The sequence below is a fragment of the Arthrobacter sp. CAN_C5 genome (genome assembly GCF_017875735.1).
In the GTDB taxonomy this organism is placed as follows: domain Bacteria; phylum Actinomycetota; class Actinomycetes; order Actinomycetales; family Micrococcaceae; genus Arthrobacter_D.
The window spans coordinates 2,181,752-2,199,564 of record NZ_JAGGMZ010000001.1 but is presented as its reverse complement, the minus strand read 5'-3'; the positions used below and the strand labels follow the sequence as shown (position 1 = coordinate 2,199,564).

Here is a 17,813-nt window from a genome sequence, read left to right as displayed (position 1 = left end):
GCCCTTTTCGGCGACCGACCTGGATCACCGGAAGAGGCGCAGGAGGAGGCTTCACCGGTGCGCAGATGGTTCGCGTGGTCGTGGGCGAAGGAGAGAGAACTGTCCCATCAGCGTCCATGCCGGCGGGCTGGTATCAGCCGGGGTCTTCACCAAGCGCCGGCTTGTCCCTCACGCCGGTAAGGTCGCCAACCTTGTTGCGGGATGTTACAGAGAATCCGGGGCGGTCCGTGCCTTGCGCGGGTCCTGATGGGAGCAGCGCGCAGCCATCCAGTCGTCCAGAGCCGCGGCCTGCACGGGCCCAAGGATGTGAAAGCCCTGCGCCTGGTCGCATCCGGCCCGAGCGAGCTGGTCGAGGGTTGATGCGCTCTCGACGCCTTCGGCGACCACGGTCAGTCCCAGGGTGTGGGCCAAGTTGATGGTCGAGGCGACCAGGGCTGCGGCTCGAGGGTCTTCAGACATTGGAAGGATGAAGGAGCGGTCGAGTTTGAGCTCGCTGATGGGCAGGTCGCGCAGGTAGGCCAACGAACTGTAACCGGTACCGAAATCATCGATCGCCACCCGGATGCCACCATCCTTAAGCCGGTGCAGGACGTCCTTCGCGCGGCTTATGTTGAGGATCAGGGACTCCTCCGTGATCTCCAGCATCAGGGCCGAGGGGGGAAGGAGACGGTCCTGGGTCAGGGTGAGGATCCGGTCGGGCAGTTCCGTATCGATGAGGGAACCGGCCGGAAGGTTGACCGCGACGGAAAGGGGATTCCCCTGTGACTGCCAGACCGCGGCTTGATTCAAGGCCAGGTTGAGCACTCTGTCGGTGAGATCGTTCATGAGTCCTGCCTCCTCGGTGAGGAAAAGGAACGAATCGGGGTAGAGCAGACCGCGGCGTGGGTGGTCCCAACGCACGAGGGCTTCCACGGCTTCTATCCGGCCCGAGTTCAGATCGATCTTGGGCTGGTAGTGCAGGACAAATTCATTGTCGGCCAGCGCAGTTCGCAGCTCCTGCAGGGTTCTGAGTCTTTCCTCCCCGCCGCAGTTATCCTCCCTGACGAACACGTGGTGGCCACTGCGGGATGATTTGGCCTTATACATGGCCATATCCGCCTTCCGCATCAAAACTTTCAGGTCGTTTCCCTCCTCGGGGAACAGTGCGATCCCGACACTGAGGCTGATCTGCAACGCGATGCCTTCAAGCGTGAAGGGCGCGGCGAAGGCGGCCTGCAGCTTGACGGCCACCCTCCTGGCCTCCCCGCCACCGGCACCGTCAAGAAGTATCGCAAACTCATCCCCGCCAATGCGCGCTATCAGGTCTCCGGCCCGCAGGCACCGGGACAGCCGATCCCCGATCTGCGTCAGCAGGACGTCACCGACGTCATGGCCGAGGCTGTCATTGACTTCCTTGAAACGATCCACATCCAGGAGCAGGAAAGCACTGCGGCTGCCCTTGCGGGCCTTCAACCGTTCGGGAACGTCGGCATAGAGGGCGCGGCGGTTCGGCAGGCCGGTCAGTTCGTCCGTGCGGGATTGCCGGCGCACCTCCCCTAACGTGACCAGCTGCCGGAACGCCAGCTGTGTGCGTGCACCTGCGGTCAAAAGAGTCATACCCGCCAGCCCCACCACAAGATCGGATACGGCAACCCGGGTGCCCACTACCAGAACGCCCAGACCTGCGGCCGTGGCAACGGCCGGAACCACCGGCGCCCAGGATCTGGTGCGTGCGGAGGCCGCCCCCCGGCCCGGGCGCCCCAGAAGGTCGGCCCACATGGCCACCAGGCACAGGCCGATCGTCCACCCCGCTTCCAGCTCAATGCCGCTTTGATGACCCCCGCCGGATACCCGAAAGGCGTAGAGGACATCTGCCGCGGCGAAAAGACCAAAGCCGAGCATCAGGAAGAGCCCCTGGCGGCCCCCGGCCAGGCCGGGCACCCCAGCAATCCCGGCAGCCACCGCCAAAAAGAGCAGGTCGAAGAGCGGATAAGCCATCGTGGCGGCCACACCCCACGAAGGCACCCCCCTATCCGCAGGCAGGATCGGGCTGAAAAGCATCGCCAGGACCGCGGCAGCGCCGAGGGCACCGATCAGGCCGTCCAGCAGCACCGACAAGGCCCACTTCCGTCCTCGGAACAGGGACAGCAACAACCCGCCAAGGATCAGGGGATAAAACAGCAGCCAGCAGATATCAGCGGAAAGAGAACCTGCTTCGGCCGGAGCCAAAACGTAAAAGGTGGTGCCGGCAGCGTAGGACGAACAGGCGGAGGACACCAGAACAAGGGCGCGTCGGGCCCTCGCGCGGAAGGCAGCCAGCCAGCACAAGGCCACAGCGAACCACTGGGCCGACACCCACAGCCCGCCCTCCACAATCCGATCCGGCCCATCGCCATGCCACCACACATCGACCAGCTGAAGCCCGACCAAAACCCACATCAACCACACAAGCCACCGCCGGAAATGACTCAGCGACCTTGGAAAATTCACCTTCCCATTCACGCCTGTTGTCACCTATCCCCAGCATCTGACCCGAGCCTCCGAGACGTTCAGCGTACCGCAGGGCCGGAACCGTCCCGGCTTGCGCCCAGTCCGCCATGAAATAGGAGAATTCCTGCTGCCGACTCCCGACCACAGCGGGGGCTCCCCATACCCATCCTGGCCTACCGCCAAATCAACCCGGGTGCGTCCTTCCCCAGCTCCGCGGCTATGGAACACCCAAGGCCGGTGTAGTGGAGCCTCCAAGGCGGGTGCGGGATCATTCTTCTCGCCGGCACCGCGGTGCGCAGGTTTCGCTGTCCGGTCCCGGTAATGCTCAGCCTGAGATTGGTCCCGGCTGGAGTGGCGGGTTTGATCGTCATGTACATCTGCGCCGGTCAGGTCCACTCGGTGCCGCCGGGCGGCGTTCTGGGCACCTGTCGGCCGCACCTTCGGCGGGACCTGAACGGAACTCGACGGGAAGTGTGTGCCACGGTGTGAAAACAGCCGCAGGGGCCCGCGCTCAGGAGGCTCAACCGCCGATAACGGCGCGTATGACACTGCTGGCTCAAACCGGCAGCTTCCCCACGTCGTCCGGGGCCTTCACCTGGACCTATTGTGTGCGCTGATGGATCTCATTCGCTTCTGACGGTCAATGTGCCTGCAAGATCGAGATCGTTGCTGTTTCCTGCGACTCCCGCCTGGGAAAGGAGTGCTGCTCCGAACGCTGCGCTCCAAAAGGTTCTGGTTTCGACCGGCAGAGGACGTTCGATCTGCCACTCTCGTTGCTTCAGCAGGCGGGTGAGGTATCGCTCGGATTGGCGGAACAGTACGTTCAGATGCTGGTCAACGACCGGCGCCAGGTCCGGACGCGAGGTTCCCACCGCCAAGGCGCGGACAACAAGCGGCATTGAGGGCAGAATCAGCACTGTTCGCGCCATGGCGCTGCGGAAGGATGACGGACTGAGCGCTGCGACCCCGACGGCCTCAACGCGTTTGGCGTCATGGAGCAGGGCCAGAAACGCTGCGTGGATGAAGAGCGAGTCCTTCGAACCGAAATAGTAGGTCACCTGGGAAGGGAAAGCGCCAGCGGCCGCGGCAATAGCCGCCACGCTGACGTCACCTGTAGGTTCGGCAAGGAAGAGCTGCTCGGCGCTGGCCAGGATCCTCCGACGGGTTGAATGTCCACGCGCCTGAGAGGGAACTTCCACACGACGCCCTCTCTTGGGCCCAACCTCCATACCGAAATTGTATCCGATACAACTAACCGGTTATGTTGTATGCCATACAAGATAATCGGCGTAACAGAGAGATTGCCATGGATGCGACGGAAATTGCGGTAACAGGGATGGGGGCCTCAACGCCCCTGGGCGGAAACGTGGCCGCGACGTGGAACTCGCTCTTGGCCGGAGGTTCCGGGATCCGGGACGTCGGCATGGACTTCCTGCAGGCCAGTGGGCTTTCAATGACCATCGCCGCTCCGATGGCGGTAGACCCGGCAACGTCCCTTAGCCCTGTGGAGGCAAAACGGCTGGACCGCGTTCAACAAGCTGCCATGGTTGCGGCGGCGGAGGCGTGGGCAAACGCCGGCAGCCCCGAGGTGGATGGCACCCGGCTGGCCGTGGTCGTCGGAACTGGTGTCGGAGGGATCAGGACCCTGCTCCAGGAGGACGACGTTCTTGAGCGCCGGGGCCAGCGCAGGGTCTCACCACGAACCGTGCCGATGCTGATGCCCAACGGCCCGGCTGCGGCGTTGAGTATCCGTTACGGCGCCAAGGCAGGTTCGTATACGCCCGTCTCGGCGTGTTCCTCCGGGGCCGAAGCGCTGGTTCAGGCAACCCGGCTGATTCGTTCCGGCGAAGCCGACGTGGTCATCGCCGGCGGTACTGAGGCTGCAATCACTCCGATCACCGTCGCAGCTTTTCTCCAGACCCGTGCACTGTCAACGCGTACCTCCGAGCCAGGCTCAGCATCGCGTCCCTTTGCGGCGGACCGCGACGGGTTCGTCCTGGGTGAAGGTGCCGGCATACTGGTGCTGGAAAGCGCTCAGCATGCCAAGGCCCGCGGTGCTGCTATCCATGCGGTCCTCCGGGGAGTGGGTATCGCCTCCGACGCATTCCACATGACTGCGCCCGCGGAGGACGGGGCAGGTCAAATCACCGCCATCCATAAAGCTCTGAGGGACGCCGGCATAAGCACAACAGACGTAGGGCACATCAACGCGCATGCCACCGGGACGACTGTCGGTGACCTTTCGGAAGCAAGGGCCATCAGGACCGTGTTTGGTGACGCCGCAGTGGTGACCGCGCCCAAGGCTTCCTTGAGCCACCTCTTTGGAGCCGCCGGAGCAGTCGAAGCCATCTTGGCGGTTCAAAGCATCGCACAGGGTGTTATCCCGCCGACCCGCAATCTTCACGACGGAAACATCGACCCCGAGATAGGGCTGGACGTTGTCATGGCGCCGCGTCACGGGACGCAAAACGCAGTAATCTCAAACTCCTTCGGATTTGGTGGTCAAAACGTGTGCCTGGTCTTCAGCAAGGACTAACCGCCGGGACATTCACCGGCTTCTACAGCAGCTGAACCCTTATAGGGTCATCCACCCGAGCGCATAAGGACGGGGATCCACGCAAACCCGGAGAAAGGAAAGCCGTCAGATGAGTAAAGACAGTGACCGCACAGCCCTGGATCAAGACACCGCAGGCCAGCGCCTGGACCGCAGCCCCTACGTTCTGGAGTTCAGCGACACTTTCGAGGGGCCGAAGCTAGACAGCACCAAGTGGATACCGAGCTACCTCCCGCAATGGAGCAGCACCGAACTCTCACGGGCCAGGTATCAGTTCGAACCGGGAACGCTGGCTCTCATGATTGAAGAGGACCAGCCGCCGTGGTCCCCAGAACACAACGGCGAGCTGCGGGTTTCCAACCTTCAGACCGGAGTCTTCTCCGGTCCGCTGGGGAGCACCATCGGCCAGCACAAGTTCGCGCAGGGACTCACCGTGTCCGAGGCCCAGACTGAGCAGCGCCTGTACACCCCTCACTACGGGCTCGTCGAAGCCCGCGTTGCTGCCATCGCCGACCCCACGAACATGGTGGCCCTGTGGATGATCGGCTTCGAAGACCTCCCTGAACGATCAGCAGAAATCTGCATTTTCGAGATTTTCGGTTCCGACATAGGCCCAGACACCGCAACAACCGGGCTCGGAATACACCCCTTCGGAGACCCGCTCCTGCAGGATGAGTTCCTGAAAATTCAACTGGCCGCCGATGTCACCGAATTCCACACCTACAGTGCCGATTGGACTCCGGAGGGTGTCAGCTTCTACTTTGACGACCAGCTCGTTGCCCACACACGGCAGTCCCCGAACTACGCAATGCAGCTCATGCTGAACGTCTACGAATTCGAGCGCGGAGCTCCTTCCACCTATCCGAAGAAGTTCCTTATCGACTGGGTCCGCGGCTACCGACGCGCATCCGCGGCAGCCGCGGCTCCCGAAGGATGACGGTCCACCCGGGGCTCCATTCGCCCCCTCAGCCGCACCTCCCAGTGCTCGTTTCGTCAGATGGAACACGACTGGCTGGAACCGTGGCGAACCCGATCGTGAGTTCCGGCTCCGTTCTCTGAGCTTTCGGGAATCGCCGCGACACTCCTGGCCCATCAGCTTGATGAGAAGGATTGGCATGTGAGCACAAGAACGTCTTGGGCCGCCCATGATGGAGCACCCGCCAGGAACTTCTGCCAGCAACCACGACGTCGATTGAGCGGGCACATCACCGGTGCCGGCGCAACGACGGCTGGGAAAGCTCAGGCCCATCGAATATGAAACACTAAACCGGACCGCGCCCACCGCGGCCTCCAACCCGAGTCAACAAAAGCCGGGGCAGTCCCCGAGGTACCGATTCCTCTCCCGACTTCAACGACACGCCTCTTAGGATCTGACGCATGCTGACCACAACGATCTCTCCCAATGCCGAGCTGCGTTCCCTCGAGCCCTGGCAGGCCGAGGAGTTCGCCCAGCACATGGAGCGCGCCCTCGAGCACATCCGTCCATGGGTTGGCTCGTCCTTCGTCTCCGATGATGTGGATGGTGCCCGCGCGACCCTCACCCGCTACGCCGAGAGTGCGGCCAACGACGGCGACCGCATTTTCGGGATCTGGTCCCGCGGCCGACTCGTGGGAGGAGTCATGTTCGTCGAGTTCAATGCGGCGGCGGGAACCTGCGAAATCGGATGCTGGCTCGAACCCGGCGCGGAAGGACACGGTTACATCACCTCGGCCTGCCGCGAGCTGCTCCGCTGGGCGTTCGAAGTGCGAGGCCTGAACCGGGCGGAATGGCGATGCCGGGCCGACAACAGCAGAAGCTCAGCCGTGGCGGCCCGACTCGGGATGACCCTCGAAGGCGTCCTGCGCGAGGCGTGGCTCAACAGCGGAGCTTTCCACGACATGCAGGTGTGGTCGCTGCTCGCCGAGGAATGGCCGGGGGCGACGCGTTCGGTGTGAGCTCAGAAGCGCCAAGCAGCGGCGCCCACCCTCGTCATCGGCCAGCAGCGCAACGGACTCAGCACAGAAAACCGCGGCCGAACGACCAGCTCCACAGCACCAATGACCCGATCGGTCACGCCCAGACCACCGCGATTAGGCCGGCTCTTCACCTCCACCTATCACCGGCTTCAACGTCGAGACCTGAATTTTCCACTAAAACTGATGCAGAGGATTCCGGACAGCTAGGTGCTCATGCCCGCCTGCACACCCATCAGACCTCCGGGGCTGACCGTGCAGCCAACCTCGAGTTGGAGTACCCCGCGCCGCGCCCGCCCTGGGGCTATGACACGGATGCCGTTCCTGTGACGCGTATGCGCCCCTGGAGTGGGATCTCCACAACGAGCAGCGAGGGCCGGCCCGTTTCCGCGCCCTGTTCAATTCTGATGACGGCTGGGAGTTCCACGTGCCCGCCGGCGCGCAGATACGAGCCCAGACCCGCTGCGGCCGAGCCGGTGGCGGGATCCTCGCGGATTCCTCCACGGGGGAACGGGTTGCGGGATACGAAATGGGTGGGGGAGTGCCGGTGCACGACCGGAACGGTGCCGTTCCACGCCTCGCGGTTCTGAAGCGCGAGAACAGCCGCATGATCGTGATCGAGGGAGGCCAGGACGTCCGGTCCCACGAACACGATGGGATGAGGGTTGGCACCGCGTATGAATGCTGCCGGCAGGGCCGGATCAAGATCACCGCGCGATAAACGAAGCGCCGCAAGCAAGAGGTCCAGCAGTTCATCGTCGAGCGGTTCGACCACCGTCTCCACGGCGGTCAGCGTTGCTGCGCCAGGTGTGACGTCGACCAGCACCTCGCCCACGTTCGTGTGGAAGGCTAGGACAGGTCCGGCTCCGCGGTGGGAAAGAGCGACACCCGAGGCGATCGTCGCATGCCCGCAGAAAGGGATTTCGTCCAAAGGCGTGAAGTAGCGGACCCGCGCCGAGGTGGACGTCACTTCGTTAAGGAAGGCAGTCTCGCTATAGCCGAGTTCAGCGGCGATGCGCAGCATGTCCTCCCCGGAAAGCGCTTCGGCATCAATGACGACACCGGCCATATTGCCGGAACGAGGATTCGAGTCAGGTGTCGTGAATGCGCGGTAGCTAAGGATCTCCATGAGCAGAAGCTTACGGGCGGTGTATCCCCGCTTCGCAGGCAGGTGCGCAACCAGCGCTGAATGTCGACTCCAGGCCGCATCGCACGGAGCGTATTTTGGTGATCCCACGCATGACGGTCGATAATCGTGGGCAGCGGGCAGCTGCCATGGCGCCGATCGATATGGAGCTCACCGGTTCCGATGTGCCGCCGGCCCCGGCGGGAACCTCAAAGTCAGGGGCCGCAGGATCGTACGACCTGCCCGGCATCACCGGGGCGCGGTACCTGCGACCGCCTTATCGCCAGTGGACGTCGTCCTTGTCCGGAAAGAAGAAAAGCCATGAGCGATGCCTTCAATTCCATGGACGGCGTCCGGGTCTCATATCAGCAGACAGGGGCAGGTCCCACCGTCATTCTCGTCCATGGGACCGGGCTTTCCCGCGCCGTGTGGCGTGGTCTGGGCTACACAAAGGCACTCGAGGAACAATTCCATCTCGTATCCATCGACCTGCGCGGGCATGGCCGCAGCGACAAGCCGCACCACGAGGACGACTACAGGATGGAACTGCTGGCCGGCGACATTCTCACGGTTATGGACGCGCTGGACGTGAGGAGCGCCCATTACTTCGGGTACTCCGCCGGCGCGAGGATTGGCTTCTCACTCATTGCCGGCAGTCCGCACCGGATAAAAAGCTTCACCTCCGCGGGCGGGACGTACCGTCCGCTCACCGGACAGATAGATTCGATCTTCTTCGCCGGTTACGACAACGCCCTGGGGAAAGGCGGGATGCCCGAGTTCCTGCAACGGTGGGGCGAGGCACAAGGCCGGACCATCGATCCTCAAACCTCCGCCGCCTTCATGGCGAACGACCCGCTGGCACTGCGGGCCTTCCTGCGCCAGGGCGACAACGACCCGGGGCTGTCGGAGACCCAACTTCAGGCAGCCCACGTGCCGACCCTGCTCTTCGCAGGCTCCGACGACACCCTGCGCTACAAGGATTCTCAACGAGCAGCGCACCTGATGCCCCGGGCCCGCTTTCACGCCCTGCCCGGGCGCAACCACGGCACAACCCTGATGCCACCTCAGCCGCTGCTCGACATGGTCACGGCGTTCGTCGCCTCAACCGAGGGCAGTAGGACCTGACCTCACCCCTCATGCCATCCCATCGATCGATCCGCGGGTGCCGCCGGGCGCACCCCGGCGCCACGTCCAGCCGCCGCGGAACCCGGCCCGGAGGGGGACGCGCGACATCAGGACCTACCGGGAAGGCCCGGGACATCGACGCAACGGCAGGCCGCCTCACCTGCGCAACAATGCCCGCAGGGCCAGGCGGTTGCGGACACCCGCCGCCGGCTCCATTGCCGGGATCAGGGCGCCCGGCCCTGCCCGGTGCTGGGCGCACCCAGCAGGGCCGAGCCGAGTTCGCTGCGCGCATACAGGACACTGCGTCCGTGCCGCGTTGAGGTGACGAGCCGGCCGATCCTCAGAGCCCGCAGGTGCTGGTTCACGGCGGAGGCGGTCACGCCAAAGCGGATACCCAGTTCGGTCGGGGATGTCGGCTCCTCCAGCGCCGTGAGAAGCCCCGCGCGGGTTACCCCGAGAAGTTCAATGGCGCCTGCGTCGGAGGCAAGGCGCTCGGGCTGCCACATCCCGCCCTGCCCACGGGCCGCATATAGGATCATCGGCGGCTCGCGCCGGTCGTTCGGCGCGCAGGCCAATGTCGTAAACATTGTCGGCACCAAGGTGATGCCCCGTCCTGCGACCGGCTGGGAGTTATCCGATGAGTGGCGCAGCTGCAGGGAAACGGCGTTGCCTGCGACCTTCATGCTCAGTGAGATGCCGTTCATCGTGCTGGCCAGTCCGGCCTGGGCGATCTGCCGGCCCCGGTAGGCGATGTCCGCCTCAAGAATAGTGCGCATCCGAAGCCAGTCCGGCTGGAAACACGACTCCCAGTAGGCATGAAGGGCTTCGGCGGAGCGTTCGAGCACTTTGCCCGGGTCACCGCGCAGAACCGCCGGGACGGTTCCGTGCAGTGCGCTGAGCTGGTGCACGAATCGGCCGGGATCAGCGCGCGCCAGGTCATCGAGCTCGTCCTCGATCCGTGTCAACGGGGATCCGGGGCGCGGGGTGAGCAGATCCGGTGTCCACAGCCGGTCATTGGTCAGGGCGAGCAGCACCTCCAGATCCAGGCCGGACCGCCGCGCCTCAATGCGCTGCAGCCACGGCAGCTGCAGCGGATAACGCGCCGCGTCCTTTAACGACCGCAGGGACAGGCTCATCTGGCACAGGGGGGAAATACTGAACCGCACGTCTCCGAGGTCCGACTCGGCGAGGGTGTACTCCAACATGTAGCGTAACGCTACTCCAATGTGAGGGAGGGTCGGGGTCTGGGAGAACTGAGGTATGCCAGCTCCTTCGAACATCTCCACGGATACCGGTAAGACGCCCCCGCCGTTGTCTCCGGCGCCTCGTCACTGGCTCGCGGCCGTGTTCGCGGACCGGGTGCTGCGGCTCCTCGCGGCAGGCACCTTGGTCAGTTCCATCGGCCGCGGTGTGTTCATGACCGTCACCGTCCTCTACCTCACCTTCATCGTCGGGCTCTCCGTGGCGGAGGTGGCGGTCGTCCTGACCGCTGCCAGCGCCGTGGGAGTCGCGACATCCATGCTCGGGGGCATCCTCGCGGACCGCGTCAGCGCACGGCGCCTCCTGGTGTCATTCGTCGCCATAGAGGGCCTGGCTCTCGCGTGCTTCCCGTTCGCTGGATCGTTCTGGCCGGCCGTCGTGATTGCGTGCCTGGTCGTGGGTGGGAACCGCGGCGCGAACACCGCCCGCTCCGCGATCATCGGCCGGGCGTTCACCGGGTCCGAGCGCGTCGGTGCCCGGGCGGTCCTGCGCACCGTCCAGAACATCGGAGTCGCGGTCGGCGGTGCCATCGCCGCAGTGCCGCTGCTGATCAACACGCCGCAGGCCTATTACGCCACCACCGGTGTCGCCGCGGCCGCGACGCTCGCAAGCATGTTCATCACCGTGCGTCTTCCGGGCCGCGTCGACGCCGCCCGTCATGCAGACAGCACACGGGCGCCGCGTGGTGGACGCTCCGTATGGAAAAGCCCGCGCTATCTCGCACTGGCCGTGCTCTCCGCACTGTTCGGCCTGCAGTTCGGCCTCGCGGAGGTCGGGCTCCCGCTCTGGATTGCCCACCGGACGGACGCACCCATCGTGATGGTCTCCATCCTGCTCGTCATCAATACAGTGCTCGTCATCGCCCTGCAGATGCCCCTGTCGCGGGGCACCCATGATCTGCGGCGGGCAGGCAATGTCGTGGCAATCGCCGGCATCACCATGGCTCTTACCTGCGGGATCTATTCTGCAACAGCCGGAGTGGGCCCCGGGCTGGCCGTTGCGCTCCTGGCTATCGGAATGACCGCTCATACCTTCGCCGAAATCCTGTCCTCGGCCGGCACCTGGGGCCTGAGCTACGAACTGGCCGAGCCTGAACGTGTCGGTGAGTACCAGGGGATGTTCGCCATGGCCTTTTCAATCGGCATGATGTTCACCCCAGGAATCATGGCGCTCACCGTCATCCAGAACGGCATGGCGGGCTGGGTGGTTCTGGCCACCATCTTCCTGGGATCCGCCCTCGGCATGACCGCCATAGCCCGCCGGGCCGCCGTCAATGCCGGGCAACCCAAAACCTGAACCTCCGCAGCTCCCACTCTCACACCATGACCCCACCGGGATGAGCCCACGCCCCGGCCCTCAGCCACCTCAACCTTGAAAGACACCACATGCCGCACCGTACCGCCGAGCACTACCTGCAGCTCCATCACGCCGAACAGGCACGGCTTCTCACCGCAGCCGAGCACCGACGCAACGCCGAGCGCCGCCGGACGGGCACCCCCGACCCGATGCGCGGCCCCTCCCCAATCGCCCGGCTTCTTCGGCGTGCACTGCGTGCGATGCGGCCAGCCCGCCCCCGCTCACTGGGCCGGCCCTGATAGAGACCCCGCCGGAACGGGTTGGGCAGTCGAGCGGCCTGCCTTCAGGTCGCCCGCGAAACGCGGCGGGGGAGCGTCCCCCCAAGGCCATGGCGAGATCACCACCCCGGTCGGCCGCTTGTTGTAGCTTCCTCCATCACCACCCGATGACGTCCGGTGGTCCTATGGGACATGCAGGTCATGGGAGTATCCGCCAACACGGGCAAAGACCGCGGACGGAGCCCACACCGTTCCCGCCGGAATCAACCGGGGACCTCCGTGCCCGGCGGCGCATGCCCGGGGCCCCGCCAGGGTCCGTCTGCCTCTCTTTCGACCCGATCTACCGTAAGGGTTCACTCTTATGAACGATGCTCCGCAGCTGCCGCAGGTCACCAGCGCTACGACCCTGTCGAACAGCTTCCTCGGAAATCTCCTCGAAGTGTGCATTGTCACCGCGGACCACCGGAAGACCATGGAAGGGCTCGTCCGCCTGGGCATCGGCCCCTGGCGTGTTTACACCTTCGATTCGGCCACCGTCACAGAGCGCACCTATGACGGCGAGCCCGCGGACTACGCCATCAAGGTGTGTTTCGCCGATGTCGGCGACCTGGCAATTGAGCTCATGCAGCCCCTGTACGGGCCCTCAATCTTCCAGGAGCACCTGGACAAGCACGGAGAGGGGATTCACCACGTGGCCTTCGACTGCGGCCAGCTCCCCTGGGAGCAGCGTCTGGAGCAGTTCACCCAGCGAGGGTTCCCCTCCACGCAGTCCGGGAAGTTCATGGGACAAAACGCCTTCGCCTTCTTCGGAACAGAAGCCGCAACAACGACGACCTTCGAAACCTACACAATCCCCACCGGATATCAGTGGCCCGAACCGGAGGAGTGGTACCCCGCGGCGCCGCCCGCTGGCCAGACCCCGCCGGTCCGCGAACAACCCGCTTCACCGCACCCGCCCTCATCCGATCCGCCGGGTGCGGCGCATGCCGGTTACCCCTCCGAGAACACCTCCGGTCGACGAGGCCACCGGCAGTGATCGGCATCCAGCCGGCTTGTCCCGGGCAGCTGTACTGACCCCGTGTCCCGGCCGGCCGGGATTGAATCAACCACGCGAAGGCGCTCTCCGCGTGAAGCGCGGGAGGAACGTCGCCCGACGCCTCCCGGATACCAAGCACCACGCCTCCCAAGGGCCGGTGCGCGAAAGGCTGTCATGGCGTGGATTGTCCTGATCATCTCCGGTGTCCTCGAAGCCGTGTGGGCGACCGCAATGGGCAAATCCGAGGGATTCACCAGACTCGGACCAACACTGATCCTCATCCCGTCGCTCCTCGCGAGCATGGCCGGACTCGCGTTCGCCATGAAGGACCTTCCCATCGGCACGGCCTACGCCGTGTGGACAGGCATCGGTGCCGCATTGACCGTTGCCTACGCCATGATCACCGGCACCGAGCCGGCATCCTTGCTCAAGGCCGTCTTTCTCATGATGATCATCGGCGGCGTCATTGGACTCAAAACCATCCACTAGGCCGGTGTCCCTCCGCCTGGGCTCCCACCACGCGGGACACGGCATAAGCCCATGCCAGCCCGGCGGGGCACCCGGCAACCGCCCTCAGGGCACGGCCACGCTCACAGTTGTTCGGCCGCCCGCGGGGGCGCCAGGGCGCTCCCGCGATTGTTCCTGTCGCCGTCGACCCACCCCTCGTGGACCTGCAGAACTAAACCCCGCCTTCTACGACCTCTGCGCGCCGGGCAAACCCGACTGGGGCTTTCGTTCCGGGTACGAGATATCCTTCCCAGCCGCGGACTACTGCGCCGGTCATTGCACCTCATCACCGTTCCCGTACTGTTGACTGATTCCTCGCGGCTGGCCCCAGTGGCAGGAAATTACCTCGCTGCCACCGCTGCGGCGACGGCTGCGGTGACGGCGGGGGCCACGCGCGGGTCCAGGGGGCTGGGCACGATGTAGTCGGCCGAAAGGTCTTCGGCCGCGAGGTCGGCGATGGCGTAGGCCGCCGCGAGCTTCATGGCAGGGGTGATGCGGCGGGCCCCGGCGTCCAGGGCGCCGCGGAAGATGCCCGGAAAGGCCAGGACGTTGTTGATCTGGTTGGGGAAGTCGCTGCGGCCAGTGGCCACCACGGCTGCGTACTTTACGGCGACCTCGGGCAGGACCTCGGGGTCCGGGTTGGAGAGAGCGAAGACGATGGCGTTCTGGTTCATGAGCGCGAGGTGCGCTTCGTCGACTTTGGAGGAGGAAACGCCGATGAAGACGTCGGCTCCGGTGAGGGCCTGGGCAGGGCCGCCTTCCACGCCGCGGGGGTTGCTGCGGCCGGCGATGTCCGCCTTCTTGCTGATGCGGTCCGCGGCAAGGTCTTTGCGGCCCGAGTTGATGATGCCGCGGGAGTCCAGCAGGACCACATCGGTGACGCCGGCGGCCAGCAGGATTTCGGCGACGGCGATGCCTGCCGCCCCTGCACCCGAGACCACGACGCGCAGGCTGTCCAGTTCGCGGCCAGTCACCTTGGCGGCGTTGGTGAGTGCAGCGAGGGCCACGACGGCGGTGCCGTGCTGGTCATCATGCATCACGGGGCAATCCAGTGCCTCAATGAGCTTTTCCTCCAACTCAAAGCAGCGGGGTGCGGAGATGTCCTCCAGGTTGACCGCGCCGAAGCTGGGGCGCAGGCGGACGAGAGTTTCCACGATTTCGTCCACATCCGTGGTGTCAAGCACCAACGGAATGGAGTCAAGGTCACCGAAGGTCTTGAATAATGCGGACTTGCCCTCCATCACGGGCAGTGATGCGCTGGCTCCGATATTGCCAAGACCCAGGACAGCGGTGCCGTCGCTGACCACAACCACCAGGCGCTCGGCCCAGGTGAGGGTGCGGGCCAGCTCCGGGTTAGCGTGGATGGCGCGGCTGACTTCGGCCACTCCCGGAGTGTAGGCGATGGACAGGTCGCGCTTGTTGGACAGAGGGACGGTGCTGGCAATGGAGAGCTTGCCGCCACGGTGAGCGTCGAATATCTCGGCTTCGCTCAATGCTGTGGCTGCGGAGTTGTCGGTGGCTGTAGTTTCGTGAAGGGACACGTCGTTGTCTCCTGGTGCTCACCGTGCGCACACGGCATAAGGGAACCTGGGCCCGAGTGGACACGCAGGCTGTGGGAAGGGTGTGGACAGGAAGCCCCGAGGTGGCTGGGCCCCCTGCAATGGGCGGTGTGTGCCGCCTCGTTGGTACGGGACCCGCCGGACATGGCGGTACGCGTGGCCTTGTCCGTCAGGTTTGGGTGCGGTTCAGGCTGGCTCCTTCAATTCCCAGTCCTTGACATTTGCCAGGGGAGCGAACACGGAAGGGTCGAGTTCGTCGAATCCCAGATTGTCCCGGACAAGATGCGGCCAATTCCGGTTGGCCAGGGCGGCTTTGCCGAGCGAAATGACGTCCGCTGAGCCCTGTGCCAACATGGACACGGCGGTGTCCGGATCGTCGAGCATGCCGTTAGCGATCACGGCCACTCCGGAGTATTGCTTGGCCAAGGCGGCCAGAGTTTCCCTGGAACCTTCGAACGCGGGCTCGGTCGCGCGGTACTCGGTGGTGTGGATAAAGTCGATTCCGGTCGCACCGAGCGTGGAGAAAATGACTTCTGCTTCTTTAACTCCTCCGCTCCAGCGGTGGTGATTGTCGCTGACCTTGGACTGGGAGGTGCGGATTCCCACTGTCATGTCCGGGCCTACGGCTTCTCGGACAGCGCGGCAGATTTCCGCGGCGAAGCGCACCCTGTTTTCCGGCGAGCCGCCGTAATTGTCGGTGCGCTGGTTCAGGTACTCCGTGAGGAACTGATCAAGAAGGTACCCGTTCGCGCCATGGATCTCAACACCGTCGAAACCGGCCTGCTTCGCGTGCAGCGCAGCCACCACGAAACCATCCCGGACCTCCTTCATCTGGGCCATGGTGATTTCCGAAGGAACGGGATACGGGCCCTCACCACGGTAAAAGGCCAGTTGCTCACGGCGAGCTCAAGCGGTCGTTGCAACACCCCTATTGATGTGAGGTGCTGCGTATGTTGTCGAAGAAGGAACGGATCGAGAAAGAGGCGCGGTTCTGGGTGTTGATGGCGCAGGGCTCCACGTTGACGGCGGCGTGTGATGCTGTGGGTGTGAATCGACAAACTGGACGACGTTGGCGGCAAGCAACCGGTGGACGAATCCCGCGTGCCAAGCCGGAGCCGTCGGGTCGGTACCTCTGCCTAGAGGATCGGCTGCGGATTGCCGATCTGCATCTGGCCGGGACCGGTGTGCGGGGGATCGCCCGAGAGGTGGGACGGTCGGCTTCGACGGTCAGCCGTGAGCTGCACCGCAACGGCCCTGAACCGGGTCCGCGGGGGCGGCGGAAGTACGCTCCGTATGCTGCCCAGAAACGGGCCGAGCTGCGCGGACGCCGGCCCAAGACCAGTAAGTTTGATGACTTGGAACTGGCATCCTTAGTACAGGCCAAGTTGTGCGTGAAGTGGAGCCCCGAGCAGATCAGCGACCACCTCGCCGCGGCGTTCCCAGACCGGACGGAGATGCAGGTGTGTCCCGAAACGATCTACCAGGCACTGTATGTCCAGGGCCGCGGTCATTTACGCGCTGACCTGCACCAACACCTGCGCACCGGCCGTGCGATGAGGCGTCCCAGACGCTCCACCGCTGCTAAGAGTTCGGGGAAGATCCCAGACATGATCCTGATCAGCGAACGGCCCCCCGAGGTCGCAGACCGCGCCGTCCCTGGCCACTGGGAAGGGGATCTGGTGCTGGGCTCAAATTGCCGCTCGGCCATCGCCACCCTCGTGGAGCGCCAGACCCGGTTCACGATCCTCATCCACCTGCCCGAGGACCACGGCGCCATCGCGGTCCGTGACGGTCTCCTGGCGGCCATCAAGACCCTCCCAGCACACCTGGCTAAGTCGCTGACCTGGGATCAGGGCACCGAACTGGCCCAACACCGCCAGATCACCATGGCCACGAAAATGGCCATCTACTTCTGCGACCCTCATTCACCGTGGCAGCGGGGCTCCAATGAGAATACGAACGGGTTGCTACGCCAGTATTTCCCCAAAGGCACAGACCTGTCCGTGCACTCACCCCAGCGGCTGCTCGAAGTCGCTACCGAACTCAACGACCGGCCCCGCAAAACACTCGGCGGGATCACCCCCGCACAAGCCATGGAACGACTACTATTCGAACCAGGCAAACCCATCGTTGCAACGACCGCTTAAATTCGCCCACCCTTTGGTGCTACCGCTGACGGTCCTACTGCGGAGTCCACAAAACGGTTTCCCTGACTCTGCGCCCCCGCATGCATCAACTGGGCGAACATCTTCGCGCCCGCCGCGTGAACGCCTTCGACAACTCTCGCCCACGACTGGGTCTGCTCTTCCGTAGCGATACCCGGCTGGAAGTGATAGCCCTGACTATGGGCCGTGTCCGGATAGATTCCTTCCGTGATCAGAAGTCCGAAGCCTCCGCGCGCGAACCTCTGATAATAGGCGGCCATTCTTTCCGTGGCGTGTCCGTCCTCGGTTGCGCTGATCCTCGTCATCGGGGCCAGTGCAACCCGGTTGTCCAGTTCAGTGGAACCGATCCGAAGGGGGGACCAGAGCGGGGTGTAACCAGTCATGAAAAGCTCCTTTGAAATATCTGATTGCAGTGCGCCCGGTAGGCGTGACCAGTGGATACCGGCAGGGATCAACCGCCTGAAGATGAGTTCGTTGGGGGGACG

General features: G+C 64.4%; 16 protein-coding genes and 1 pseudogene. 10 read left to right on the top strand and 7 right to left on the bottom strand.

The window, feature by feature from the left end; translation table 11 throughout:
- Window positions 1-204: 204 nt before the first annotated feature.
- Complete coding sequence (locus H4V95_RS10335; protein WP_209730277.1) at window positions 205-2,409, bottom strand: bifunctional diguanylate cyclase/phosphodiesterase; 2,205 nt, start codon at window positions 2,407-2,409, stop codon at window positions 205-207.
- Window positions 2,410-3,092: 683 nt separating this feature from the next.
- Window positions 3,093-3,698 (bottom strand): TetR/AcrR family transcriptional regulator C-terminal domain-containing protein, encoded by a 606-nt coding sequence (locus H4V95_RS10330; protein ID WP_209730275.1) that lies wholly within the window; start codon window positions 3,696-3,698, stop codon window positions 3,093-3,095.
- Between the two features lie 77 nt (window positions 3,699-3,775).
- Between H4V95_RS10330 and H4V95_RS10325 the strand changes: the two genes are divergently transcribed.
- The 4 genes and pseudogenes from H4V95_RS10325 (at window position 3,776) to H4V95_RS10315 (ending at window position 6,958) form a co-directional block, all read left to right on the top strand.
- Window positions 3,776-5,005, top strand: a complete 1,230-nt coding sequence (locus tag H4V95_RS10325; protein ID WP_209730273.1) for a beta-ketoacyl synthase — start codon at window positions 3,776-3,778, stop codon at window positions 5,003-5,005.
- Window positions 5,006-5,114: 109 nt separating this feature from the next.
- Window positions 5,115-5,960: a glycoside hydrolase family 16 protein gene (locus H4V95_RS10320; RefSeq protein WP_209730272.1), complete on the top strand. Its 846-nt coding sequence runs from the start codon at window positions 5,115-5,117 to the stop codon at window positions 5,958-5,960.
- 212 nt (window positions 5,961-6,172) lie between these two features.
- Window positions 6,173-6,312, top strand: a pseudogene (locus H4V95_RS18945) (IS3 family transposase); the annotation flags it as partial.
- An 88-nt stretch (window positions 6,313-6,400) separates the two neighbouring features.
- A complete protein-coding gene (locus tag H4V95_RS10315; protein ID WP_209730270.1) occupies window positions 6,401-6,958 on the top strand; it encodes a GNAT family N-acetyltransferase in 558 nt (185 codons plus the stop codon).
- Between the two features lie 322 nt (window positions 6,959-7,280).
- Here H4V95_RS10315 and H4V95_RS10310 read toward each other — a convergent pair whose 3' ends face one another.
- Window positions 7,281-8,105: a PhzF family phenazine biosynthesis protein gene (locus H4V95_RS10310; protein WP_209730268.1), complete on the bottom strand. Its 825-nt coding sequence runs from the start codon at window positions 8,103-8,105 to the stop codon at window positions 7,281-7,283.
- Between the two features lie 318 nt (window positions 8,106-8,423).
- Between H4V95_RS10310 and H4V95_RS10305 the strand changes: the two genes are divergently transcribed.
- The gene (locus H4V95_RS10305; RefSeq protein ID WP_209730266.1) at window positions 8,424-9,227 is read left to right on the top strand and encodes an alpha/beta fold hydrolase; all 804 of its coding nucleotides are present in this window, start codon (window positions 8,424-8,426) and stop codon (window positions 9,225-9,227) included.
- A gap of 224 nt (window positions 9,228-9,451) precedes the next feature.
- On the opposite strand, the gene H4V95_RS10300 is transcribed toward H4V95_RS10305, so the two are convergent.
- Complete coding sequence (locus tag H4V95_RS10300) at window positions 9,452-10,432, bottom strand: DUF5937 family protein (RefSeq protein WP_209730264.1); 981 nt, start codon at window positions 10,430-10,432, stop codon at window positions 9,452-9,454.
- 55 nt (window positions 10,433-10,487) lie between these two features.
- Here H4V95_RS10300 and H4V95_RS10295 point away from each other — a divergent pair, with 55 nt between their 5' ends.
- The 4 genes from H4V95_RS10295 (at window position 10,488) to H4V95_RS10280 (ending at window position 13,586) form a co-directional block, all read left to right on the top strand.
- Entirely contained in the window at window positions 10,488-11,783 is a 1,296-nt protein-coding gene (locus tag H4V95_RS10295) for an MFS transporter (RefSeq protein WP_209730262.1), read from the top strand.
- A gap of 89 nt (window positions 11,784-11,872) precedes the next feature.
- Window positions 11,873-12,082 (top strand): hypothetical protein, encoded by a 210-nt coding sequence (locus H4V95_RS10290; RefSeq protein ID WP_209730260.1) that lies wholly within the window; start codon window positions 11,873-11,875, stop codon window positions 12,080-12,082.
- A gap of 340 nt (window positions 12,083-12,422) precedes the next feature.
- Window positions 12,423-13,097 (top strand): VOC family protein, encoded by a 675-nt coding sequence (locus H4V95_RS10285; RefSeq protein ID WP_209730258.1) that lies wholly within the window; start codon window positions 12,423-12,425, stop codon window positions 13,095-13,097.
- 174 nt (window positions 13,098-13,271) lie between these two features.
- Window positions 13,272-13,586: a multidrug efflux SMR transporter gene (locus H4V95_RS10280; protein ID WP_209730256.1), complete on the top strand. Its 315-nt coding sequence runs from the start codon at window positions 13,272-13,274 to the stop codon at window positions 13,584-13,586.
- A gap of 359 nt (window positions 13,587-13,945) precedes the next feature.
- On the opposite strand, the gene H4V95_RS10275 is transcribed toward H4V95_RS10280, so the two are convergent.
- The gene (locus H4V95_RS10275) at window positions 13,946-15,145 is read right to left on the bottom strand and encodes an NADP-dependent malic enzyme (protein WP_209730255.1); all 1,200 of its coding nucleotides are present in this window, start codon (window positions 15,143-15,145) and stop codon (window positions 13,946-13,948) included.
- Window positions 15,146-15,349: 204 nt separating this feature from the next.
- Window positions 15,350-16,009, bottom strand: a complete 660-nt coding sequence (locus H4V95_RS10270; protein ID WP_312884094.1) for a hypothetical protein — start codon at window positions 16,007-16,009, stop codon at window positions 15,350-15,352.
- 104 nt (window positions 16,010-16,113) lie between these two features.
- On the opposite strand from H4V95_RS10270, the gene H4V95_RS10265 reads away from it, so the two are divergent.
- Window positions 16,114-17,310: an IS30 family transposase gene (locus tag H4V95_RS10265; RefSeq protein ID WP_245345656.1), complete on the top strand. Its 1,197-nt coding sequence runs from the start codon at window positions 16,114-16,116 to the stop codon at window positions 17,308-17,310.
- Here H4V95_RS10265 and H4V95_RS10260 read toward each other — a convergent pair.
- Window positions 17,307-17,711, bottom strand: coding sequence for a hypothetical protein (locus tag H4V95_RS10260; RefSeq protein WP_245345655.1), 405 nt, complete (start codon window positions 17,709-17,711; stop codon window positions 17,307-17,309). The genes H4V95_RS10265 and H4V95_RS10260 overlap by 4 nt on opposite strands.
- Window positions 17,712-17,813 lie beyond the last annotated feature (102 nt).